Origin of the sequence: Rathayibacter sp. VKM Ac-2805, assembly GCF_009834265.1 — a bacterium.
Taxonomy (GTDB): domain Bacteria; phylum Actinomycetota; class Actinomycetes; order Actinomycetales; family Microbacteriaceae; genus Rathayibacter.
Map to the genome: position 1 here is coordinate 1957481 of NZ_CP047185.1, position 22635 is coordinate 1980115.

Genomic DNA, 22635 nt, shown 5'->3' on the forward strand with positions numbered 1-22635 from the left:
AGCCGACGGCCGCGCCGGGACCGGGAGGCGGAGCCCGATCGCGCGGACCTGCTGCGACGCTGGGCGGACGGAACGGGCCGGACGGGCGCTCCCGGCGCTCGGGAGTGCACACTGGGGTGGTGAACCGCTCCTCCGACCCGACGCCGCGCATCCGCGAGCTCGTGATCCCCGAGCGAGCGGGGGGCACCGGCTGGAGCGACTTCCTCGCCCTCACCGCCATCGGCGACGCGGTCGAGGCGGAGGGGACCGGCACCGCCGATCTGGGCTTCCCCGCCGAGACGAGCCTCGGGGAGTGGCAGCAGCGCGAGCACTCCCCCCGCCGCGCCTTCCTCGCCGAGTCCGGCGGCCGACCCGTCGGCAGCGGCGAGCTGCACTGGAGCACCGCCCCGGACGACGACGCGGCCTGGGTGTCGATCTCGGTCCTCCCTGCCGAGCGCGGCCGAGGAGTCGGCACGGCGCTGATGGAGCGACTGAGCGGCGAGGCGGTCGCTCTCGGCCGCCGTGTCCTGCAGACCTGGACGGCCCACCGGGCCGACGCCTCGGGCCCGCGGATCGACGCGCTCTCGGGAGCCGGATCCGTCCCCTCCGCCGACCCCGGGTCGCGACGGCTGGCCGCCCGCGGCTGGTCGCTCGAGCAGGTGGAGCGGGTGAGCGTCGCCCGGCTCCCCCTCGACGGCGAGGTCACGGCGTCGCGACGGGCCGCGGCGTCGGAGCACGCCTCCGGCTACGACCTGCTGCACTGGCGAGGCGCGGCGCCGGAGGAGTGGATCGAGGACCTCCTGCTCCTGCGCTCGCGGATGTCGGTCCAGGCCCCGTCTGCCGGCCTCTCCGTGCCGGAGGAGACGTGGACCCGCGCGAGGCTCGCCGCCCACGAGACCGGCGCCGCGGCCGGAGGGCGTATCGAGCTGACCTCCGCGGCACTGCACCGCGCGAGCGGGCGCCTGGCCGGATACTGCACCGTCGACGTGATCCCGGGCCGCGCCGCCCTCTGGGGCGACACCCTCGTCCTGCCCGAGCACCGCGGACACCGGCTGGGGATGCTGCTCAAGCTCGACGCCCTCGAGCAGCTCGCCCTGACCGCGCCGGAGTGCGGCGCCGTCTACACCTGGAACGCCGAGGAGAACCGCCCCATGCTCGCCGTGAACGAGGCCGTCGGCTTCGTCCCCGTCGCCCACGAGGGCCAGTGGAGGAAGGAGCTCGCATGACTCCGCTCGTCGAACCCGGACCACCGCTGACCGCCGCCGAGTGGGAGCGGTTCGCGCGGCAGATCCGCCTGGGGCCGATCGGGGAGCTGGGGCAGCGGCGCCTCCGGAACGCACGCGTGCTCGTCCTCGGAGCGGGCGGCATCGGCTCGCCGGTGATCACGGCGCTCGCCGCGGCCGGAGTCGGCCGGCTCGGCATCGTGGACGGCGACGTCGTCGAGCTCTCGAACCTGGCGCGGCAGACGGCGCACGACGACTCCTCGGTTGGCCGGTCGAAGGCGGAGTCCGCTGCGGCGACCGCGCGGCGGCTGTCCCCGGGCATCGACGCCCGCGCGTTCCCCGTCTCGCTGACCTCGGCCAACGTCGACGCCCTCGTCGCCGGCTGGGACGTGGTGGTCGACGGATTCGACACCTTCGGCGCGCGCTACCTCGCCTCGGATGCGACGACGCGCGCCGGGATCCCGCACGTGTGGGGGTCGGCGCTCGGCTTCGACGGCCAGCTGTCGACCTTCTGGGCCGCGGCTCCGGGCGGCGGCGTGACGCTGCGTGCTCTGCACCCTGAGGCCGAGGACGCGGGCGACAGCTGCGCGAGTGTCGGCGTGCTGGGCGCGCTCTGCGCGATGATCGGCTCGGCGATGGCGGCGGAGGTCGTGAAGCTCGTGACCGGTGCGGGAGAGCCGCTCTTCGGGCGCGTGCTGGTGCACGACGCTCTCGACGCCTCCTGGGCCGAGCTCCCCCTCGAACGGCGGGTTCCCTCGGTGCCGGAGCGGCGGGCCTCGGCCGGCTCGATCACGGCGGCCGAGCTGCGGGAGCGGCTGGCCGGACCGACGCCCCCGACCGTGGTGGACCTCCGCGAGGACGACGAGGACCGCTCCGTGGCGGTGCCGGGAGCGGTGCGGATGCCGATGTCGCGCTTCGATCCCGCAGCGCTGCCGTCGGGTCCGCTCGTGCTGCACTGCGCCTCCGGCGTTCGGTCGCGGCTGGCAGCGGAGCGGGCGGCAGCGGCGGGCGTGGCGTCCGACTCGCTCGACGGTGGCGCGGCCGCGTGGGCGCGGTGACCGCCCTCTGAAGCGCATCGGCCCCCGGGTCGTCGACGGGGGCGCGGGCTCCGTCGCCGTCGACCGGGATCGGCGAGGTTTCGGGCTCGTCCCGACGAGGAATCGTGCTCGATCGCGGGATCGCGTCGAGCGCCGTCGGATGCTGAGAGGTGGCGCCGTGGTCACGGCCGCTGTCCCGAGGAGAGCATCGATGTCGTCCCACACCCTCCGCTCTGCGCGGCGCGCGGCCCTCCTCGATCCGTTCGACCCCGTCCCGCGGCGAGCGGTGCGGTGATGCCGCAGTCCTGGAGCGCAGCGGAGAGACGGCTCCGACGCCTCGGCTGGATCCCTCAGCGGCCTCTCCCCCACGGTGCCGTCGTCGATGCGATCACCTCGCCCCGGCTCAGCCTCAGCCGTGCGTGGCTGCAGAGCGGGGAGTTCGAGGTCCTCCCCCACCCCGGGCGGCTCCGCGTGCTGTTCAGTGCCGACGGGATCGGTCGCGTGAGGATCGGGGACGTCGACCACCGGCTCCCGCCCGGCAGCGCCCTGATGACCCGCGCCTCGACCGTCCAGTACGCGGCGGCGGTGAGCCCCTGGGCCCGCTTCGAGTGGCAGCTGCGTCCGTCCGTGCTCCGGGGGAGCTCGTTCTCGTCGATCATGGACACGGTGCTGGATCTTCCCGAGCCCTACTGGCGGGCTCTCATCGGCGCCGCGAACACGGTCCTCAACGTCGACGTGAAGTCGTCCGACGCGGCCTTCGAGCACTTCGAGATCGCGAGCGAGCACCTCATCGCCTCGGCGTTCTCGGCGCTGCTGCCCGCTCTCGACCGCGAGGACCGCTCGGCAGCGGGGGTCCTCGCCGCGGGCAGTCGACTGATCGAGCGCCACTACCGCGACCGCTCCTTCACGGTGGAGACGCTGGCGGAGACCCTCGGAGTGTCGGTCAGCCACCTGCACCGCGCGTTCTCCTCCGCCGGCACCACACCGCGCCAGCAGATCGAGCGGTGGCGGGCCTTCGAGGCGCAGCGCCTCCTCGACGAGCTCGGCTCCCGATCGGGGGCGGACCTGGACCGCGTCGCGCAGTCGGCCGGGTTCAGCTCGCGCATCCACATGCAGCGGACCTTCCGCCGGATCGACGACGTGGGATGACGCCGACGGCGACGGAATCTCCAGGAACGGGCATCGAACGTCGTCACACCCCGTTCCTCGTCGAGCAGAGGTCCGCTCTTGGGCAGGATCAGCGCGTCGGACACCCCTGACACCTCCGACAGAGACGGACACCCCATGACACACATCGACTCAGTGGACCCGAGCGCGGAGCACTCCGGCACCCCGGACTCCTGGACCGTTCCGACCTCGGGGCGGCCTGCCCGCCGGACGATCGTGCAGGGCGCGGCGTGGACCATCCCGGTGGTCGCCGCCTCCGTGGCCACGCCCGCCTTCGCCGCATCGGCCGTCCTCGAGCTCGCCTTCGACGCCCCCGCCTACACCTTCACCGCGTGCACGACGCGCAGCGTGTCGGTCCTGGCGACGACCGGCGGCACCCCGGCGGCGGGAGCCGCGGTCACGATCACGCTGCCCGCCGACCTGACCAGCGGCGGCGCGCAGACCGTCTCGGCGACGACCGGCTCGGACGGACGGGTCAGCATCCCGGTCACGGCCGGCAACGTGGCCCAGACCGGCCTCGCCCTCACCGCCGTCTCCGGCGCCACGACCGCGGGCGCGTCGGCGAGCACCACGGCGACCGAGGGGAGTGCCATCCGGTACGTCTTCAACAACGAGGCGACGTCCACGACGTCCAACGGCAGCGTCCCCTCGGGCGCGGCGACCGTCGGACCCCGGCTGTACCTGACGGCGTCCGGCGATCTCTACCACAGCTCGACGAAGGTGGCGAGCGGCGTCACCAGCGCCGAGGGCTTCCGAGACCAGCAGAACCGCGACGTCGCCGATTTCGTCGCCGACGGAGTGTTCTACCGATTCGTCTCGGGCGATCCGGCGCCGAAGGCCCTCGGCACGGGCGTCCCGGCCGGCTCGACGGTGCACGCCCCGGCGTACTACGTCACTCCGTCCGGCGAGCTGCGGGTCTCCGACGGAACACTCGTCACCACGGGAGTGACGAGTGCCGACTCCTTCCGCGATGCGGGCAACCAGAACGTGATCGACGTCCTGACCGGAACCGAGATCGTCCGCTACGTCGGCACGACGAAGAACCAGGTCATCACCACGGGTGTTCAAGCAGGATCGACCGTCCTGGCGCCCGGGTACCACCTGACCCCGGACGGGCGCCTCTTCAACGGCTCCCTCCTGATCACCACCGGGGTGACCAGTGCCGACGTGTTCCGCGATCAGCAGGGCCGCAACATCGCCGACGTGATCCAGAACGGCGCGCTCGTCCGGTACGGCGTGTTCGCGGACGTGACCGTGCCGCAGACGCGGATCGCGTCCGGCGTGCCCTCCGACGCGACCGCCTACGCGCCGGACTGCTACGTGACGAAGGACGGCCGCGCGTTCAGCGGCACGAAGCTGATCGCCACGGGAGTGGCGTCGGCGTTCAGCTTCCGCGATGTGCAGGGCCGCACGGTCTTCGACACGATGACCAACGCGATCTGCCCGTGATCCGGTCGGTCGGCCGCTGAGCCGAGCCCAGGCCGCGGGGCCGGCGACGCGCAGGTGGGACGCGACGGATCGTCGCGGTCCCCCGCTCTCGACATGCGCTCGCCGTCGGCGGCCATGCCGTCCACAGCTGCGCCGGGGCGCCTGGATCACTCCGGGAGTCCCGGCGCAGCCGCGACCGACCACGGCGATCTCGGCCCGCCTCCAGAGGACTGCGACGACCGTAGGAGCGCCGGTCGTCGCGGGTCAGCCGCCGGCGAACGGGGGCAGGACGTCGACCGTGGAGTCCGGGCGGAGCGGGGTCGCCCGGTCCGCCGTCGACACGCCGTCGACGAGGTAGGTGCACCGCGCGAGCACATCGGCGGCCCTGGGAGCGGAGGCGACGAGGCGCTCCTCGAGCGCGCCCAGGTCGGGCACCTCGTCGAGCTCGTCGGAGGCGCGGCCGAGGGCGGCCTTCGCCGCGGCGAAGTAGCGGACCCGCACGATCATCCGCCGATCGCGCTCATCGTGCGCTCGGGCTGGACGAAGCCCGCGACGTTCATCTCGTGTCCTGCGGGCTTGGTCCACATCGCGCCGCGCCAGAGCTGGGCGACCTCGTGGTCGTCCGCCCCCGCGCGCATCGGGCCGAGGAGATCGGTCTCCTCGTTCGAGAAGAGGCAGCTGCGGACACCACCCTCGGCCGTGAGCCGGGTGCGGCGGCAGTCGCCGCAGAAGTTCTCGGTGACGGACGCGATGATCCCCACCTGACCGAGCACCTCGGTTCCCCCGGCCTCGCGCACGTCGAAGAGCTCTGCCGGCGCTCCGTCGCGCGGCGCCGCGTGGGGGCTGAGGGTGAAGCGCTCCGACAGCAGGGTGCGGATATCCGCCGCCGTGATCATCGTCTCCCGGTCCCAGCCGTGGTCGGCGTCGAGCGCCATCTGCTCGATGAAGCGGAGCTGGTGGCCTCCCGCGAGGGCCCAGGCGAGCAGCTCCGGGGCCTCGTGGTCGTTGATCCCGGGCAGGAGCACCGCGTTGATCTTGGTCTGGTCCAGGCCGGCGGGACCGAGCGCGTCGATGCCCGCGAGCACGCGGTCGAGGAACGGGCGACGGGTGACCTTCGCGAAGGTCTCGGCGCAGATCGAGTCGAGCGAGACGTTGACGCGGTTCAGGCCGGCGTCGGCGAGTGCCGCCGCCCGACCCGACAGGCCGATCGCGTTCGTGGTGAGCGAGATCTCGGGGCGCGGGTCGAGGGAGGCGACGTCGCGGATGATGTCGACGAGGTCCTTGCGCAGGAGCGGCTCGCCGCCGGTGAAGCGGATCTGGCGGACGCCGAACTGCTCCACGGCGATGCGCGCGAGGCGGAGGATCTCCTCACGGCTGAGCAGGGACGCGGGCGGCTGGAACGGCAGGCCCTCCGCCGGCATGCAGTAGGTGCAGCGCAGATTGCACTTGTCCGTCAGCGAGATCCGCAGATCGTCCGCGACGCGCCCGTAGGTGTCCAGGAGGAGCGGGGTGGCGGGGCGGTCGGCCGGGAGGACCGCGCTGCGCTGTCGGGGCCGGAAGCCCGGGATCCCCAGTGCTGTGCTCATCCGCTCACACTACGCCGCGGAACCGGGCGCGACCCGGCAAGATGGACTCGGTCCCGCCGCCGGTCGGGCTCCGCCGCTCGCGAGAGGACACGATGACCTCGATCGACCTGCACGCCGCCCGGGTGCGGGCGCTGCTCGCGCCGCTGGCCACGCGGGGCGCCCGCGAGACGCTGAGCCTGGAGCCGGCCGCCGTCGCCGCCGATCCGGGCGCGTACGACCGGCGGGTCCTCGCCCGCTCCGTCGACTCCCCGCTCGACCTGCCGCGCTTCGACAACTCGCAGATGGACGGCTTCGCGGTGCGGGCGGCCGACCTCGACGCGGCGGCGCCGGAGCATCCCGTCGCCCTGCCCGTCTCGGCGCCGATCCCCGCGGGCGACCGGGCGCCGCGGCACGAGCCCGGCACGGCGACACCGATCATGACCGGCTCGCCGCTGCCGGTGGGGGCCGACGCCGTCGTCCCGGTCGAGCGCGTCGATCCTCCGCGCTTCCCCGCAGAGGGCAGCGTCGCCTTCGCGCACCCGGTGGTGCCGGCGACCTTCGTCCGAGCCCGGGGCAGCGACGCCCGCCGCGGCGAGCTCGCCCTCCCGGCCGGCACGGTCCTCCGCGCGGCCCACTACGGACTCCTCGCCTCCCTCGGGTTGACCGAGGCGGAGGTGCTGCCGCGACTCCGGGTGCTCGTCGTCCCCACCGGCAACGAGATCCGTCCCGCAGGCGCCGTCCTCGAGGAGGCGCAGATCCACGACGCGAACGGCGCCCTGCTGGCCGAGGCCGTCCGCGAAGCGGGCGCGCTGCCCGTCGTCGCCGCCTGCACGAGCGATCGGGCCGAGGACCTCCTGGCGCTGCTCGAGGAGCACGCGGGCGCGGCCGACCTGGTGATCACCGTCGGCGGTGTCAGCGCGGGCGCCTACGAGGTCGTCCGCGACGCGCTCGGCCCGGCGGGCTCGGAGTTCGGCCACGTCGAGATGCAGCCGGGCGGCCCGCAGGGCCTCGGTCTCGTGCGCGTGGCCGAGGGGCTGCACCTGCCGGTCGTCTCGCTTCCCGGGAACCCGGTGAGCGCCCTGGTCTCGTTCGAGGTGTTCCTCCGGCCCGTGCTGCGCTCGCTCGCGGGACGGACGCCCGCCGAGCGGCCGCGGCTCCGTGCGCGCCTCGGCACGGCGCTCGACTCGCCCGCGCACCTGCACCAGATCCGCCGCGGAGTCCTCGACGACGAGGGCTTCGTGCACCCGGTGGGCGGGCCCGGCTCGCACCTGCTGGCGTCCTACGCCCGCTCCACCGTGCTCATCCACGTCCCCGTCGGGACGGACCACGCAGCGACCGGCGACACGGTCGAGATCTGGAGGATCGATGACTGAGAGCGATCGGCTCACCCATGTGCGCGGCGACGGAGCCGTGCACATGGTCGATGTGAGCGCGAAGGAGGTCACGGCGCGCACCGCCGTCGCCGAGGGCTACGTCGAGACCTCACCCGAGGTGGTGCGGCTCCTCGAGCAGGGCGAGCTGCCCAAGGGCGAAGCGCTCGGCGTCGCGCGGATCGCCGGGATCCTCGGCGCGAAGGCGACCTCGACCCTCATCCCGCTCTGCCACCCGCTGGCGCTGGACGGCGTCGACGTGGACCTAGAGCCGCAGGACGGCCGCGTCCGGATCGAGGCGCGCGTGCGCACGACCGGGCGCACCGGCGTCGAGATGGAGGCGCTGACCGCGGTCAGCGTGGCCGCTCTCACGGTCTACGACATGATCAAGGCGGTCGATCGCGGTGCCGCGATCACCGGTATCCGTGTGCTCGCGAAGGCGGGCGGGAGGAGCGGCTCGTGGACGAGCGGAGGAACCCCGTGACGCGGCGGGCGGTGGCGGTCGTCGCCTCCACCCGTGCCGCCTCCGGCGTGTACGAGGACCGGACGGGCCCGGCGCTCGAGGCCTGGTTCACCACCCGCGGCTGGGAGTCCCGGGTGGTCGTCGTGGCCGACGGCGACGCGGTGGGCGAGGCGATCGCCGACGCGATCGGCAGCGGAGTCGACGTGGTCGTGACCACCGGCGGGACGGGCGTCGCCCCGAGCGACGTCACCCCGGAGCAGACCGCCCCCCTCCTGGAGAGGCCCCTGCCCGGCCTCGCCGAGGCGGTGCGCGCCAAGGGCGCCGCCCATGTCCCGACCGCCGTGCTCAGCCGCGGGCTCGCCGGCGTCAGCGGCCGCACCGTCGTGGTGAACCTCCCCGGCTCCCCCGGCGGCGTCCGCGACGGGATCGACGTGCTCGACCCGGTGATCGGGCACCTCCTCGATCAGCTCGGAGGCGGCGACCATGCCCGCTGAGCCGGTCGCCCTCGCGCGGCTCGCGGCCGAGGCCATCACCGTCGACGAGTGCGAGCAGGCGGTCGACTCCCCGACGCACGGCGCCGTCGTGACCTTCGCGGGCGTCGTCCGCGACCACGACGAGGGCCGCGGCGTGCTCCGACTGTCCTACGAGGCGCACCCGGACGCCCCCGCCGCACTCCTCGCCTCCGCCCGCCGCATCGCCGAGCGCTGGCCCGACGTCCGCATCGCCGCCGTGCACCGGATCGGCGACCTCGTGGTCGGCGACCTCGCCCTCGCCTGCGCCGTGGCCTCGGCCCACCGCGCGGCGGCCTTCGAAGCCTGCGCGGCACTGGTCGACGACATCAAGGCGTCGGTGCCGATCTGGAAGGAGCAGTCCTTCGTCGACGGCAGCTCGGAGTGGGTCGCGAGCTTGGGCTGAATCCCGAGCCCGTCCCTGCCGGGCTCGGCGCAGTCGGCTTTTCGGGGTGGATGCGATTCGCAGAGCGGGGAGCGATCGCCTAGATCGATCCGCTGGCACGCGGATCGATCGTGCGGCTCGGGGGTGGTTCATACCGAGCCCGTCCCTGCCGGGCTCGGCGCGGTCGCGGTGCTCGTCCCCGAGCCCGTCCCTGCCGGGCTCGGCGCAGTCGGCTTTCCAGGGCGGCTGCGATTAGCAGAGCGGGGGACGACCGCCTAGATCGATCCGCTCACACGCGGATCGATCGTTCGGCTCGACCTTCCTGATCCCCGAGCCCGTCCCCGCCGGGCTCGGCGCAGTCGGCTTTCCGGCGTGGATGCGATTCGCAGAGCGGGGAGCGACCGCCTAGATCGATCCGCTCACCCGCGGATCGATCGTTCGGCTCGGGGGGAGAGCGAGGGGGTGGCGGGTCGACATCGGGAGGTCGCCCACTGATCCGCAGGGTCGGGGCCCGGGGTGGGACGCAGCGGATGGCGGATCCGCCGGAGGGACGGGCAGCGGAGCCGCGGCAGGACGGGGTGGGGAAACACGGGCGTCACACGGGTGGGGTTCACTGGGGGGAGACGCCCGACGGGCGCGGGACGGAGGCGCGGAATGGACCTGAACACGATCCAGCGCGTCCGGGTGGTGCGCGAGCGCTCCGAGCTGGCGGGCCGCGGGCCGCGCTCAGCGGTCATCGGAGGCGGCTCCTGGGTGTTCTCCCTCCCCCACGACCACCTCGACGAGCTCCTCGACCTGCAGGGATTCGCGTGGGAGCCGATCGTGCGCACGGACGCCGGGCTCTCGATCGCGGCGACCTGCACGCTCAGCGAGCTCGCCGCGATGCCCGACGCGGGCGACACCGCCCATCCGCTCTTCTTCCAGTGCTGCACGGCACTGCTGGGCTCCTTCAAGATCTGGAACGTCGCCACTGTCGGCGGCAACATCGCCAACGCCCTGCCCGCAGGACCGATGATCAGCCTCGCCGCCGCGCTCGACGCCACCGCCCTCGTCTGGCGGGCCGACGGCTCGGACGTCGCCGTGCCGGTCGCCGAGCTCGTGACCGGCAACATGACCACCTCGCTGGCCCGGGACGACGTCATCCGCTCGATCGAGTTCCCGCTCTCCTCCCTCCGGGCGCGCACCGCGTTCCGCAAGACGGCGCTCTCCCCTCTCGGACGCTCCGGCGCCGTCGTCATCGGCCGCCTCGACACCGACGGCGCGTTCGTGCTCACGATCACCGCGGCGACCGTCCGGCCGGAGCGGCTCCGCTTCGCCGCCGTTCCCTCCTCGGCCGAGCTCGCCGCGGCCGTCGACGGCGTCGCGACCTGGTTCACCGACCCGCACGGAGCCGCCGACTGGCGCCACGCCGTCGTCCGCGTGCTCGCCGAGGAGATCCGCACCGAGCTGACCGGAGGCGCCCGATGAGGTTCACCGTCAACGGGGAGCCGGTCGACGCCTCCCCCCGCCCCGGCCAGGTGCTGCGCACCCTCCTCCGCGACCACGAGCACTTCGAGGTGAAGAAGGGGTGCGACGCAGGCGACTGCGGCGCCTGCTCCGTCCTCGTGGACGGGACGCCGTTCCACTCCTGCCTCTACCCCGCCCACCGCGTCGAGGGGCGCGAGGTGACGACAGCGGCCGGCCTCGGCACGCCCGAGGAGCCGAGCGCGGTGCAGGAGGCGTTCGTCGAGGCCGGCGCGTTCCAGTGCGGCTTCTGCACGGCCGGCATGGTGGTCACGGCCACGGCGCTCGACGGAGTCCGCGCCGAGGACGTGCCGCGGCTGATGAAGGGCAACCTCTGCCGGTGCACGGGCTACCGCCCCATCCGCGAGGCCGTGACGGGCGCCTGCGCGTCCGGGCACGGCGCGCACGCGGCCGAGCCGTCCGGAGCGGATCGCACGGAGGCCCCGGTCCGCGGACGGCACGCGGCCCCGCCGTCGGGTCTCACGCCCGTCCGCCGCACCGGTCGCCCGTCGGCCGAGGAGTCCCGGGTCGGCCGCTCGCTCGGCGCGCCCGCCGGTCGGCGGATCGTCCAGGGCCGCGAGCCGTTCACCCTCGACGTCGCCGTGGCCGGCCTGCTGCACCTGAAGGTCGTCCAGAGCCCGCACGCCCACGCGCGCATCCGCTCGATCGACACGACCGCCGCCCGCGCGATGCGGGGCGTCGTCGCGGTCCTCACCGCCGAGGACGTCCCGGACGTCCTCTACTCCACCGCCCGCCACGAGTCCCGGCTCGACGACCCGGACGACACCCGCATGCTCGACACCGTCGTCCGGTTCCGCGGGCAGCGCGTGGCCGTGGTGGTCGCGGAGTCGGTGGCCGAGGCGGAGGCGGCCTGCCGCGCCGTCGAAGTCGACTACGAGGTGCTGCCCGCCGTCTTCGACCCGGAGGAGGCGCGCTCCCCCGGCGCGCCGCTCCTGCACGCCGACAAGGATCCGATCGCCTCGCGCATCGCCCGGCCGGAGGCGAACGTCGTCGCGGAGCTCCACGGAGAGCACGGGGACGTGGCCGCCGGACTCGCAGAGGCCGACGTGGTCGTCGAGGGCCGGTACTCGACCTCCCGGGTCGCGCACACGGCTCTCGAGACCCACGGCACCATCGGCTGGCTCGAGGGCGGAGAGCTGGTGCTGCGGACCTCGACGCAGGTGCCCTTCCTCGTGCGCGACGAGATCGCGCGCCTGTTCGACCGCGATCCGTCGACCGTCCGCGTCTTCACGGCACGGGTGGGCGGCGGCTTCGGCGGCAAGCAGGAGATCCTGACGGAGGACGTCGTCGCCCTCGCCGTGCTCGCCACCGGCCGGCCCGTGCAGTTCGAGTTCACCCGGAGCGACGAGTTCACGATGGCCCCCTGCCGACACCCGATGCGGGTCGGCGTCACGCTCGGCGCCCGGCGCGACGGGCGGCTGACGGCCCTCGCCGTGGACGTGCTCTCGGACACCGGCGCCTACGGCAACCACGGACCCGGCGTGATGTTCCACGGCACCTCGGAGTCGGTCGCCGTCTACAGCGCGCCCAGCAAGCGCGTCGACGCGCAGGCCGTCTACACGAACAACCTCCCCTCGGGCGCATTCCGCGGCTACGGCCTCGGGCAGGTGATCTTCGGCATCGAGTCGGCGATGGACGATCTGGCCTCGGAGCTCGGGATCGACCCGTTCGAGCTGCGGCGGATCAACGCGGTGCGCCCGGGCGAGCCGCTGGTGGTCACGCACGTCGAGGGCGACGACATCGGCTTCGCCTCCTACGGGCTCGACCAGTGCCTCGACCTCACGGAGGCCGCGCTGGCCGGCGGCGGCGGCTCCCCCGTCCCCGACGGACCGGGGTGGCGGACCGGGCGGGGCACCGCGCTGGCGATGATCGCCACCATCCCACCGCGGGGCCACTTCTCGGAGGCGACCGTCACCGTCGACGCCGAGGGAGTGCTGACCATCGGCGTCGGCACGGCCGAGTTCGGCAACGGGACGACCACCGTGCACACGCAGCTGGTCGCGAGCGCCTTCCGCGCCTCCGCCGACCGGGTGCGGATCCGCCAGTCCGACACGGACGCGGCGCGCTACGACACGGGGGCGTTCGGCAGCGCGGGGACGGTGGTCGCGGGCAAGGCCGTGTACTCGGCCGCGACGCGCCTCCTCGCCGAGCTGCAGGCGCTCGCCAAGCGGCTGACCGGGCACGACGAGACCTTCGAGCCCGACGACGAGGGCCTGCTCGCTCCGGACGGCACCCGGGTCGCTTTCGCCGATCTGGTCCGCGCGGCCGGCGGACCGGTCACCGCGACCGGGAGCGAGGACGGCGCTCAGCGCTCGCTCGCGTTCAACGTCCAGGGCTTCCGCGTCGCGGTGCACGAGCCGACGGGCGAGGTGCGGATCCTGCAGTCGGTCCAGGCGGCCGACGCCGGCTTCGTGATCAACCCGGCGCAGTGCCGCGGGCAGGTCGAGGGCGGAGTGGCGCAGGCGATCGGCTCGGCGCTGTACGAGGAGGTGATCCTCGACGGCGAGGGCACCGTGACCACGGCGATCCTCCGGAACTACCACATCCCGCAGATGGCGGACGTGCCCGTGACCGAGGTCCTCTTCGCGGACACCGCCGACGACCTCGGGCCGTTCGGTGCGAAGTCGATGAGCGAGGCGCCCTACAACCCGGTCGCCCCCGCACTCGCCAACGCCGTCCGCGACGCGATCGGCGTGCGGCCGACCGAGCTGCCGCTCTCCCGCGACCGGATCTGGCGGCTCCTGCACCCGGGCGCGGCCCCGGTCGCGACCGTCGAGGCGGAGGCGCCTCCCGGCTGAGCGGCGGCGGGCTGAGCGCCGACCGGCTGCACGCCGATCGGCTGCCGCCGCTCAGACGCGCGACGCCAGCTCCGTGCTCGCCCGGGCGACCTCGCGGGCGATCGCGTCCTCGTCCGCGTTCATCAGCCGTCCCTCCCGCACCGTCGGGCGCCCCTGCACCAGGAGCAGGCTCAGCGGCGGCTGCGCTCCGAGAGCGAGGGCAGCGACCGGGTCCGCGATGCCCGCGTGCTCGATCCCGTCGATCCGCCAGAGCGCGAGGTCGGCGAGCTTGCCGACCTCGATCGAGCCGATCTCGTCCTGCCGGCCGAGCACTCGGGCCCCGCCGATCGTGGCGACCGAGAGGGCCTGCCGGGCGCTCATCCGGTCGGCGCCGGCGCGCAGGCGGTTCATCAGCACCGCGGCGCGGATCTCGGAGCCGAGCTGCCCGGACTCGTTGGACGCCGCGCCGTCCACGCCGAGGCCGACCGGGGCTCCCGCAGCCAGCAGCTGCGGGATCGGCGCGATGCCCGCCGCGAGGCGGCCGTTCGAGGACGGGCAGTGCGCGACTCCGGTGCCCGTGGCCGCGAACTTCGCGATCGCGTCGGAGTCGAGGTGCACGCAGTGCGCCATCCAGACGTCGTCGCCGAGCCAGCCGAGCGACTCCAGGTGGTCGGTGGGCGAGAGGCCGAACGCCTCGCGCGTGTAGGCGTCCTCCTCGACGGTCTCGGAGCCGTGGGTGTGCAGCCGGACCCCGAGCTGCCGGGCGAGGACAGCCGACTCGCGCAGCAGGTCGGTGGTCACCGAGAACGGCGAGCACGGCGCGATCGCGACCCGCACCATCGCGTCGGCGGAGGCGTCGTGGTAGCGCTGGACCGCCTCTCCGCTCGCCTGCAGCGCGGCCGCCGTGGTCTCGACGGCGAAGTCCGGCGGGAGGCCGCCCCGGGACTCGCCGAGGTCCATCGACCCTCGGGTCGCGTGCAGCCGGAGGCCGAGGGTGCCTGCCGCGTCCACGATGCCGCCGACGATGTCGCCGGAGCCCCGCGGGAAGACGTAGTGGTGGTCGGCGACGGTGCTGCAGCCGGACCGGGCGAGGACGCCCATCGCGCCGAGGGCGGCGGAGCGGGTCAGGTCGGCGTCGATGCGGGACCAGGCGGGGTAGAGCGCGACCAGCCAGTCGAAGAGGATCGAGTCCTGCGCCCAGCCGCGGGTGAGCCACTGGTAGAGGTGGTGGTGCGTGTTGACGAGCCCGGGAGTGAGCAGGTGGCCGCGGCCGTCGACCCGTGTGAGCGTGATCGCCTCCTGCGCCGGCAGACCCGTCGGGGACCGTCCGTCGAGGGCCCAGGCCGGAGGGTCGCCGGCCCCGACCGCGACGATGAGGGAGTCGTCGACGACGACGTGGCCGACGGGGTGCTCGGTCCCGTGCGCGTCGACGGTGGCGACGTGGGCTCCGGTGAGGACGTGGCGCTGCATGCCCCGAGCATGGCAGCGCGGTGTTTCGCGGCCGTTTCCCGCCGGAGTGCGAGCAGGCCGGCGCGATCACGACGGCGCGCCGTCAAGGGAGGACGTGCGGCTCAGCGCGCCGCGTGGATCGGGCCCGAGCGCCCCGCGAGCGGCTCCCCGGACGTCCCCGTGCGCGCGGCGAGGACCTCCGCGAGGATCGACACGGCCGTCTCCTCCGGCGTCGACGCGCCGATGTCCAGGCCGATCGGCGAGTGCAGGCGGGCGAGCGCCTCCTCCGTCACTCCCGCCTCGCGCAGCAGCCGCAGCCGCCGCTCGTGGGTGCGCCGCGATCCCATCGCGCCGACGTAGACGACCGGGAGCGCGAGCGCGGTCTCGAGCAGCGGGATGTCGAACTTCTCGTCGTGCGTGAGCACCGCGATCACGGTGCGCGAGTCGACCTCGGCGCGGGCGAGGTGGTCGGACGGCCACTCGACCACGACCTCGTCGGCGCCGGGGAAGCGCTCGGCGGTCGCGAACACCGGACGCGCGTCGCAGACGGTCACGCGGTAGCCGAGCAGGGATCCGGCGGAGCAGAGCGCGGCGGAGAAGTCGACGGCGCCGTAGATCAGCAGGCGCGGCCGCTCGGCGTGCACGATGTAGGCGATCTCGAGCTCGGCGCTCCGGCAGGCGGTCTCGACCGTGGCCGAGCGGCCGGAGGCCAGGCGCGCCTCACGCTCGGCGAGGATGCGGCGGGCGGTGTCCTCGTCCAGGTGCGGGCCGACGACGTCCTGGAGGCGCGTCGCTCCGGTGAGGACGAGGCCGATCAGCTCCTCCGGGCCGCCGACGACGATCGCCAGCGCGGCCGAGCGGCCGGCGCGGGCGGCGCGCAGCTCGGCGAGGACCGCGGTGGAGCCGGAGTCGACGACCTGGCCGAACACGCGCAGCTGCCCCCCGCAGGACAGGCCCGCGGCGAAGGCCGCCTCGTCGTCGAAGCCGAAGTGCTCGGACGCGCTGCCCGAGGTGCCGAGCACCTCCTGGGCCAGCGCGTACGCCTGCGCCTCGACGCAGCCGCCGGAGATCGAGCCGATCGCGCGCCCCTCCTCGTCCACCGCCATCGAGGACCCGAGAGCGCGGGGAGCCGAGCCGAAGACGTGCGTGACCGTGACGACCGCGACGCTCCCGCCCGCCTCGACGCGCTCGAGCAGGGGGTCGGCGATGTCGAGCACGACGGCCTCCTCTTCTCGGACGGGAGGCGACGGCGCCGGGGCTGCGGGGAGGCCGGGCGGAGCCGCCGACGGGCGCTCACACGCAGGAAACATGCCGAGTATAGGGTCGATCCATGCCTGACGACGCTCCCTTCCTCGACCTCGTGATCCGCGCCTCCGACGTGCTGACCGAGAACGGCCGGCGTCCGGCCAGCATCGCGATCGCCGAGGGCCTGATCGTCGCGGTCGGCGAGCGGGACGCCCCCTGGCGGACCACGGAGGAGATCGTCCTCCCCGAGGGCCAGGTCCTGATCCCGGGGATCGTCGACACCCACGTGCACGTCAACGAGCCGGGCCGCACGGAGTGGGAGGGCTTCGCCTCCGCCACCCGCGCGGCCGCCGCCGGGGGCGTCACCACGATCATCGACATGCCGCTGAACTCGATCCCGCCGACCACCACGGTGGCGGGGCTCGAGGCCAAGCGCGCGGCCGCCGGGCCGCAGGCGCAGGTGGACGTCGGCTTCTGGGGCGGGGCGATCCCCTCGAACCTCGGCACGCTGCGCGAGCTCCACGACGCGGGCGTCTTCGGCTTCAAGTGCTTCCTCTCGCCGAGCGGCGTGGACGAGTTCCCGCACCTGAGCCGGGAGCAGCTCGTCGAGGCGATGCGCGAGATCGCCGCCTTCGACGGACTGCTGATCGTGCACGCCGAGGACCCGGCCGAACTGGAGGCGAGCGCGCTGGAGCCCGGCGCCTCCTACGGCGCGTTCGTCGACTCCCGCCCGCCCGCCTCCGAGCGCAGCGCGATCCTGCACGTGATCGAGGCCGTCCGCGAGACCGGCTGCCGCGCGCACATCCTGCACCTCTCCTCCGCCGACGCGCTGCCGCTCCTGCGCGAGGCGAAGGCCGAGGGGCTGCCGATCTCCGCCGAGACCTGCCCGCACTACCTCACCTTCGACGCCGGCTCGATCCCCGACGGCGGCACGCAGTTCAAGTGCTGCCCGCCGATCCGCGACGAGCGCAATCGCGAGCAGCTCTGGAAGGGGCTGCTCGACGGGACGATCGACATCATCGCCTCGGACCACTCCCCCGCCACCGCCGAGCTGAAGCTCCCCGCCGGCGGCGATTTCGGCGTCGCCTGGGGCGGGATCTCGGGACTCGAGCTGAGCTTCCGCGCGGTCTGGACCGGGGCCCGCGAGCGGGGCATCCCGCTCGAGCAGGTCGTCGCCTGGATGTCCACGGCGACCGCCGCGTTCGCCGGGCTCGGCCAGAAGGGCCTGCTGCACGCGGGGTCCGACGCCGACCTGGTCGCGTTCGACCCGGAGGCGCAATGGCGCGTGGACGTCGACGCCCTCTCGCACCGGAACCCCGTCTCGGCCTACGAGGGCCGCGTCCTCCGCGGCGCCGTCGCCGCCACCTGGGTGGGCGGCCGACGCGTCACCGCCGAGACGGTCCCGCCCGCCGGGCGCCTCCTCACCCGCCCCTGACCTCGATCCGCCGATCCCCCGCCTCCCTGACGACAGCTCGGGGAGCTCCCCCGCTCACGCCGACCGGCGCCGTGTCATCGGCAGGTTTCGAGCGTGTGAACGGAGGCGGGTCGGAGCCGCGGAGCGGGCGGATCGCACAAGACTCGGAGTCCCGGCGGCGGCTCCTCGGGATGCTCCGCCGGTGCGCGGAGCCCCCGCCAGGCGCGAGGCTGGCAGACGGGCTCGCAGGAGCCGCGAGCAGGACGGTCACCACCGCGTGACCGGGCCCGGCCGCACGGAACGGACAGGAGCGGACATGTCGATCATCCTCGGGGACCACCAGTACGGGAAGGCCGAGAACCGCGTCGTGCGGATCTACCGCGAGACCCCGCGGCACGAGATCCACGACGTCAACGTCTCCACGGCCCTCCGCGGCGACTTCGAGGCCGCGCACCGAGAGGGCGACCAGTCGGCCGTCCTGCCCACGGACACGCAGAAGCAGACGGCGTACGCCTTCGCCAAGGAGAAGGGCCTGCGCTCGATCGAGCCCTACGGCCTCGAGCTGGCCCGCCACTTCGTCGACGGCTACGAGCCCGTCCACGGCGCCCGCATCGAGATCGAGGAGTTCGCCTGGGAGCGCGTGCTGGTGGACGGGCGCGAGCACGACCACACCTGGGTCCGGAAGGGCCAGGAGACGCGGATCGCGTCGGTCACGGTCGAGGGCTCGGGCGACGAGCGGCGGATCTGGATCACCGGCGGCTTCAAGGACCTCACGGTCCTGAAGTCCACGGGGAGCGAGTTCCACGGCTTCCTCACCGACCCGTACACGGTCCTCCAGCCGACGAACGACCGGGTGATGGCGACCTCGCTGGTCGCGAAGTGGCGCTTCGCTCTGAGCGAGGACGAGATCGCGGCGATGGACTGGGAGGCGGTCTACGCGGGCGTCAAGGCGCTCATGACGAGCCGCTTCGCGACCGTGCACTCCCTCGCCCTCCAGCAGACGCTCTTCGAGATGGGGAAGGCGGTCCTGGAGGAGTACCCGCAGATCGTCGAGATCCGTCTCTCCGCGCCGAACAAGCACCACTTCGTCTACGACCTCTCGCCCTTCGGCGTCGAGAACGACAACGAGGTCTTCCACGCCGCCGACCGCCCCTACGGGCTGATCCAGGCGAGCGTCACCCGCGACGACGCGCCGCCCGCGGGATCCGCCTGGACCGCCTACACGGGCCTGGTGTGACCGGCGCCGGGGGCGTCCACCGGGGGCACGTGCTGCACGTCGCCGGGGGTGCGACGCTCGCGACCGCGCGGGAGTCGCTGGTGGCGATCCCGGACGGCGCTCTCGCCGTGGACGAGGACGGCACGATCGCCTGGGTCGGTCCGTACCGCGAGCTGCCGGACCGCTTCGCGCTCCTGCCGGTCTCCGGCGACGCCGCGTCGGTCCTGCTGCCCGGCTTCGTCGACGCGCACGTGCACTTCCCCCAGACGTTCTCGACCGACGGCTTCGGCGGCGGCCAGCTGCTCGAGTGGCTCGACCGGACGGTGTTCCCCTCGGAGGCGCGGCTCGCCGACCCGGAGTTCGCCGACGTCGTCGCGCGAGCCTTCACCCGGCGGCGGGTGGCCGCGGGCACGACCGCCGCGATGGTCTTCGGCTCCGCGTTCCCGGCCGCGCAGGACGCCCTCTTCGAGCGCACCCGCGAGGCGGGGCTGCGGATCGTGTCGGGGCGCGGGATCCAGACCACGGGCCCGGCCTCGGCGGCGCCCCTGATCACCTCGGAGGAGGAGGCGCTGACGCTCGCGTCGGAGGAGATCGACCGCTGGCACGGGAGGAACCCGCTCCTGCAGGTCGCGCTCGTCCCGCGGTTCTCGCTGTCCGTCACTCCCCGGACCCTCGGAGCGCTCGGCGACCTCTACGACGACGTCCGCGGACGCGGCGTCTACGTGCACAGCCACCTCAACGAGAACGACCGGCCCGGCGACGGCGAGATCGCCGCCGTGCTCGGCTCGTACGGCACCCGCAGCTACCTCGACACCTACGACGGGCTCTTCCTGCCCGGATCCGCGCGCGGCGGCTCCTCCCTCCTCGGGCCGCGCACGATCCTCGCTCACGCCGTGCACTGCCAGGACGCGGAGCTGCACCGGATGGAGGAGACCGGCACCTCGATCGCCCACTGCCCGACCTCGCAGCAGTTCCTCGGCTCCGGCACCATGCCCTGGCGCCGGACCGCCGCCTCGGGGGTCACCGTCGCCCTCGGCACGGACGTGGGCGCGGGCGACGAGTGGCTGCTGGCGCGAGTGGCGAACGACGCCTTCAAGGTGCACCTCTCGGAGCCCGGCGACGCGGCCGTCGCCCTGCATCCGGCCGAGCTCCTGTTCACGGCGACGCTCGCCGGCGCACGGGCGCTCGACCAGGAGGACCGGTTCGGCAGCCTCGACCCCGGGAAGGACGCGGACTTCCTCCGCATCGAGCCCGACCGGTGGGAGCCGCTCGCCGACGTCCTCGCCCACGGGATCCGCGCGGACGACGAGGAGGAGGCGACGGCCCAGCTGCTCTTCGCCCTGCTGATGACCCTGCGCGAGCCGGCGATCGCCGCGGTGCACGTCCGGGGCAGGCGGATCGCGCCTCCGGAGTGACGGGGCCGGCCCGGGCGGCGCGGTGCGGACCGCGCGCACCCGGCCGTCAGCGCAGGCGCAGCGCCAGGAACAGGTCGGCGCGGTCCGCGGTGTCCGACAGGTCGCGCTGCGTCAGCTCCTCCACCCTCGCGATGCGGTACCGCACCGTGTTCAGGTGCAGGTGCGTCTGCTCCGCCGTGCGCACCCACGAGCCGCCGCAGTCGAGGAACGCCGCGAGCGTGGCGACCAGCTGCGAGCCGTAGCGCGCGTCGTGCTCGACGAGCCGCCCGAGCACCAGCTCGACGAACACCGAGCGCAGGTGGTCGGGGACCGCGCTCAGCAGCTGCACGGCGGAGGTGACCTCCCCGGAGTCGCTGACCCGCACCGGAGCGTCGTCGCCCGGAGAGCCCGGCAGCAGCATCCCGTAGCGTGCCGAGCGGAGGGCGCCGCCGAGCGCGGGCAGCGGAGTCGCGGCGCTCGTCCCGACGCGCAGCACGGCGCCCGGCCACGCGGCTCCCGCTCGTCGCAGCGCCGAGGTGACGACGGCGAGCGGATCCGCGCCGGTGGGGATCGCATCGGTCGCCTCGGTGGGCAGCACCGCCACCGCGCAGCCCTGGGCGTCGCGTCCGACCACGGCGCGGCCCAGGTGCGCGGCGGCGTCGACCAGGACACGGCGCGCCAGGTCCGGGGGCGCGTCGCCCTCGAACTCGGCGGCGACCACGGCGCACCGCCCGGCGCCGCCGAGTCCGAGCTGCCGCAGGTACACCGCGGCCTCGGGCTGCTCGCTGTCCTCCTCCACGAGCTCGAGCAGGCGGTCGGCGAGAGCGGAGTCGGCCGAGAGCGCCGCCTCCCGCTGCAGCCGGTAGACCCCCACGACTCCGGCGAGCTCCGTCACGGCGTCGAGTACTGCGGCGGGCCAGTCGTTCCAGTCGCCCCCGACGACGACCAGCCAGGAGGTGGCGCGGTGCTCGCCCGCGCCTGCGACGGTGAGGACCGACAGGGCGCCGCCGCGGGCGTCCGCGACCACGACCGGGCTGCGCCGGGCCGTGAGCGCCGCGTGCACGACCCGCTCGATCTCCCCCAGCCCCAGGGGCGAGGCGGAGGCCGCGGTCCGGCCGGTCGCGGTCAGCACCGACACGGGGAGTCCGAGCTCGCGCGAGGTGCGCGTGACGAGCTCGTCGAGCTGCTGCCCCCGGTAGACCTCGGTCAGCAGCTCCCGCTGGCGGGCGAGGGCGGCCGTCAGCCGGGCCACGCGGTCGCCGGCGAGGGCGTTCGACAGGTGCGCCGTGATCGCGCCGAACGACACATCGGCCGGCACGGCGATCAGCGCGACGTCGTGCTCGCGGCAGGCGACGACGAGGTCGTCCGGCACGAAGCCCAGCAGCCCCTCGCCGGCGAGCAGAGCGCTGGCACCCGAGTCCGCGACCGCGGCGACGAAGGCCGCGCTGTCCTGGGCGTCCCGACGCCAGACCAGACCGGTCAGCACCAGCTGGTCGCGCGAGATGTAGCGGCGCGGATCGAGGAGATCGGTCGTGAAGATGCCGTCGACCGGCCGCGCGAGCGCCCCGTCGCCGGCGACCAGCACGCGCAGCCGCAGCTGCGGCGCGTCGAGGACGTCCTGCAGCTGCATCAGCTGCCCCGGTAGGTCGAGTAGGCGAAGGGACTGAGCAGGAGCGGGATGTGGAAGTGCGCCTCCTCGTCGTCGAGGCGGAAAGCGACGACGACCTCGGGGTAGAACGACTCGGTGCCCGAGGCGGCGAACCAGGCGCCGGTGTCGAAGACGACCCGGTGCACCCCGGCGGCCAGGCGCTCCGGCCCGAAGGCCGCCACGCGGCCGTCGTCGTCGGTGCGGGCCTCGGCGAGGCGCTCCCAGCCGGAGCCGGCACGGGCGTCGAGAGCCACCGGGACCCCGCGCGCGGGGCGGCCGCGGACGGCGTCGAGCACGTGGGTGGTGACGCGGCTGGCGTGCCCGCTCATCGTGCGGCCTCCGCCCGGACGAGGCGCCCGTCGTCGAGGCCGCGGACGCGCAGCACCGTGATCTCCCGCAGCTGCTCCGCGACGATGCGGGCCTCCGTCTCGTCGTCGAGCCCGAGCCTCCGCTCCAGCTCCGCGACGACCTCGGCCCGGTCGCGGCCGGCCGCGCGGAGGAGGAACACGCGCCCGAACCGCTCCTCGTAGGCGCGGTTGCCGGCCAGCAGCCGCCGGGTCAGCTCCTCGTCGCCCGTGCGGCTCGCCGCCTGCTCCGCGGCCGAGAACGCGGAGGAGCGCCCCGCGCCCGCGTGCCGCTCGCCGATCCGCGGGTGGTCGGCCAGCGCCGCCTCCACCTCCTCCTCGGTGAGCGTGCGCGCGGCCCGCTCGGCCGCGTCGGCGAGCGCGTCGGCCGACGGGTAGGGCGCGCCGGAGGCGACCTCGTCGGCCCAGCGGGGGACGGCGAGGCACGCGAGCAGCACGTCGCGGGCGGTCTCGGATCGGGTGTCGGTCATGCGGTCT

At 74.5% G+C, this 22635-nt stretch carries 20 protein-coding genes; 13 read left to right on the plus strand and 7 right to left on the minus strand.

What is annotated here, in order from left to right:
• Positions 1–119: 119 nt before the first annotated feature.
• From GSU40_RS09145 to GSU40_RS09160, 4 genes are all read left to right on the plus strand, one after another.
• Positions 120–1205, plus strand: coding sequence for a GNAT family N-acetyltransferase (locus GSU40_RS09145; protein ID WP_160034667.1), 1086 nt, complete (start codon positions 120–122; stop codon positions 1203–1205).
• The gene (locus GSU40_RS09150; protein ID WP_160034670.1) at positions 1202–2260 is read left to right on the plus strand and encodes a ThiF family adenylyltransferase; all 1059 of its coding nucleotides are present in this window, start codon (positions 1202–1204) and stop codon (positions 2258–2260) included. The genes GSU40_RS09145 and GSU40_RS09150 overlap by 4 nt, the downstream gene beginning before the upstream one ends.
• 480 nt (positions 2261–2740) lie before the next feature.
• Positions 2741–3388 carry an AraC family transcriptional regulator gene (locus tag GSU40_RS09155; RefSeq protein ID WP_160034673.1) on the plus strand — a complete coding sequence of 216 codons (648 nt, stop codon included), beginning with the start codon at positions 2741–2743 and terminating at the stop codon, positions 3386–3388.
• Positions 3389–3523: 135 nt separating this feature from the next.
• Positions 3524–4855, plus strand: a complete 1332-nt coding sequence (locus GSU40_RS09160) for a hypothetical protein (RefSeq protein WP_160034675.1) — start codon at positions 3524–3526, stop codon at positions 4853–4855.
• A gap of 243 nt (positions 4856–5098) precedes the next feature.
• On the opposite strand, the gene GSU40_RS09165 is transcribed toward GSU40_RS09160, so the two are convergent.
• Complete coding sequence (locus GSU40_RS09165; protein ID WP_160034678.1) at positions 5099–5341, minus strand: MoaD/ThiS family protein; 243 nt, start codon at positions 5339–5341, stop codon at positions 5099–5101.
• Positions 5338–6420, minus strand: coding sequence for a GTP 3',8-cyclase MoaA (moaA, locus tag GSU40_RS09170; protein WP_160034681.1), 1083 nt, complete (start codon positions 6418–6420; stop codon positions 5338–5340). The genes GSU40_RS09165 and moaA overlap by 4 nt, the downstream gene beginning before the upstream one ends.
• Before the next feature lie 92 nt (positions 6421–6512).
• On the opposite strand from moaA, the gene glp reads away from it, so the two are divergent.
• The 6 genes from glp (at position 6513) to GSU40_RS09200 (ending at position 13448) form a co-directional block, all read left to right on the plus strand.
• Positions 6513–7772, plus strand: coding sequence for a gephyrin-like molybdotransferase Glp (gene glp / locus GSU40_RS09175; protein ID WP_104297430.1), 1260 nt, complete (start codon positions 6513–6515; stop codon positions 7770–7772).
• Positions 7765–8253 carry a cyclic pyranopterin monophosphate synthase MoaC gene (gene moaC, locus GSU40_RS09180; RefSeq protein WP_104232482.1) on the plus strand — a complete coding sequence of 163 codons (489 nt, stop codon included), beginning with the start codon at positions 7765–7767 and terminating at the stop codon, positions 8251–8253. The genes glp and moaC overlap by 8 nt, the downstream gene beginning before the upstream one ends.
• Positions 8229–8726: a molybdenum cofactor synthesis domain-containing protein gene (locus GSU40_RS09185; protein WP_244229433.1), complete on the plus strand. Its 498-nt coding sequence runs from the start codon at positions 8229–8231 to the stop codon at positions 8724–8726. Before moaC ends, GSU40_RS09185 begins: the two co-directional genes overlap by 25 nt.
• On the plus strand, positions 8716–9147 hold the full coding sequence (locus tag GSU40_RS09190) for a molybdenum cofactor biosynthesis protein MoaE (RefSeq protein WP_104232481.1): 432 nt from the start codon (positions 8716–8718) through the stop codon (positions 9145–9147). The genes GSU40_RS09185 and GSU40_RS09190 overlap by 11 nt, the downstream gene beginning before the upstream one ends.
• Before the next feature lie 633 nt (positions 9148–9780).
• A complete protein-coding gene (locus GSU40_RS09195; RefSeq protein ID WP_160034683.1) occupies positions 9781–10593 on the plus strand; it encodes an FAD binding domain-containing protein in 813 nt (270 codons plus the stop codon).
• The gene (locus GSU40_RS09200; protein ID WP_160034686.1) at positions 10590–13448 is read left to right on the plus strand and encodes a molybdopterin cofactor-binding domain-containing protein; all 2859 of its coding nucleotides are present in this window, start codon (positions 10590–10592) and stop codon (positions 13446–13448) included. The genes GSU40_RS09195 and GSU40_RS09200 overlap by 4 nt, the downstream gene beginning before the upstream one ends.
• A 51-nt stretch (positions 13449–13499) precedes the next feature.
• Here the strand turns inward: GSU40_RS09200 and GSU40_RS09205 are convergent, their stop codons facing one another.
• A complete protein-coding gene (locus tag GSU40_RS09205) occupies positions 13500–14897 on the minus strand; it encodes an 8-oxoguanine deaminase (RefSeq protein ID WP_160034689.1) in 1398 nt (465 codons plus the stop codon).
• 101 nt (positions 14898–14998) lie between these two features.
• Positions 14999–16093 (minus strand): XdhC/CoxI family protein, encoded by a 1095-nt coding sequence (locus GSU40_RS09210; protein WP_167299030.1) that lies wholly within the window; start codon positions 16091–16093, stop codon positions 14999–15001.
• Positions 16094–16206: 113 nt separating this feature from the next.
• On the opposite strand from GSU40_RS09210, the gene allB reads away from it, so the two are divergent.
• The 3 genes from allB to GSU40_RS09225 all read left to right on the plus strand — a co-directional run bounded on the left by allB (position 16207) and on the right by GSU40_RS09225 (position 20166).
• A complete protein-coding gene (gene allB, locus GSU40_RS09215; RefSeq protein WP_104283542.1) occupies positions 16207–17556 on the plus strand; it encodes an allantoinase AllB in 1350 nt (449 codons plus the stop codon).
• Positions 17557–17851: 295 nt separating this feature from the next.
• Entirely contained in the window at positions 17852–18772 is a 921-nt protein-coding gene (pucL, locus tag GSU40_RS09220) for a factor-independent urate hydroxylase (protein WP_160034693.1), read from the plus strand.
• Positions 18769–20166 carry an amidohydrolase family protein gene (locus GSU40_RS09225; protein ID WP_160034696.1) on the plus strand — a complete coding sequence of 466 codons (1398 nt, stop codon included), beginning with the start codon at positions 18769–18771 and terminating at the stop codon, positions 20164–20166. The genes pucL and GSU40_RS09225 overlap by 4 nt, the downstream gene beginning before the upstream one ends.
• Before the next feature lie 46 nt (positions 20167–20212).
• On the opposite strand, the gene GSU40_RS09230 is transcribed toward GSU40_RS09225, so the two are convergent.
• From GSU40_RS09230 to uraD, 3 genes are read right to left on the minus strand one after another with little or no spacing between them, the layout of a single operon-like run.
• The gene (locus tag GSU40_RS09230; RefSeq protein ID WP_160034699.1) at positions 20213–21775 is read right to left on the minus strand and encodes a PucR family transcriptional regulator; all 1563 of its coding nucleotides are present in this window, start codon (positions 21773–21775) and stop codon (positions 20213–20215) included.
• Positions 21775–22122, minus strand: a complete 348-nt coding sequence (gene uraH / locus GSU40_RS09235; RefSeq protein WP_104239680.1) for a hydroxyisourate hydrolase — start codon at positions 22120–22122, stop codon at positions 21775–21777. The genes GSU40_RS09230 and uraH overlap by 1 nt, the downstream gene beginning before the upstream one ends.
• On the minus strand, positions 22119–22628 hold the full coding sequence (uraD, locus tag GSU40_RS09240) for a 2-oxo-4-hydroxy-4-carboxy-5-ureidoimidazoline decarboxylase (RefSeq protein WP_104234584.1): 510 nt from the start codon (positions 22626–22628) through the stop codon (positions 22119–22121). The genes uraH and uraD overlap by 4 nt, the downstream gene beginning before the upstream one ends.
• Between the last annotated feature and the right edge of the window lie 7 nt (positions 22629–22635).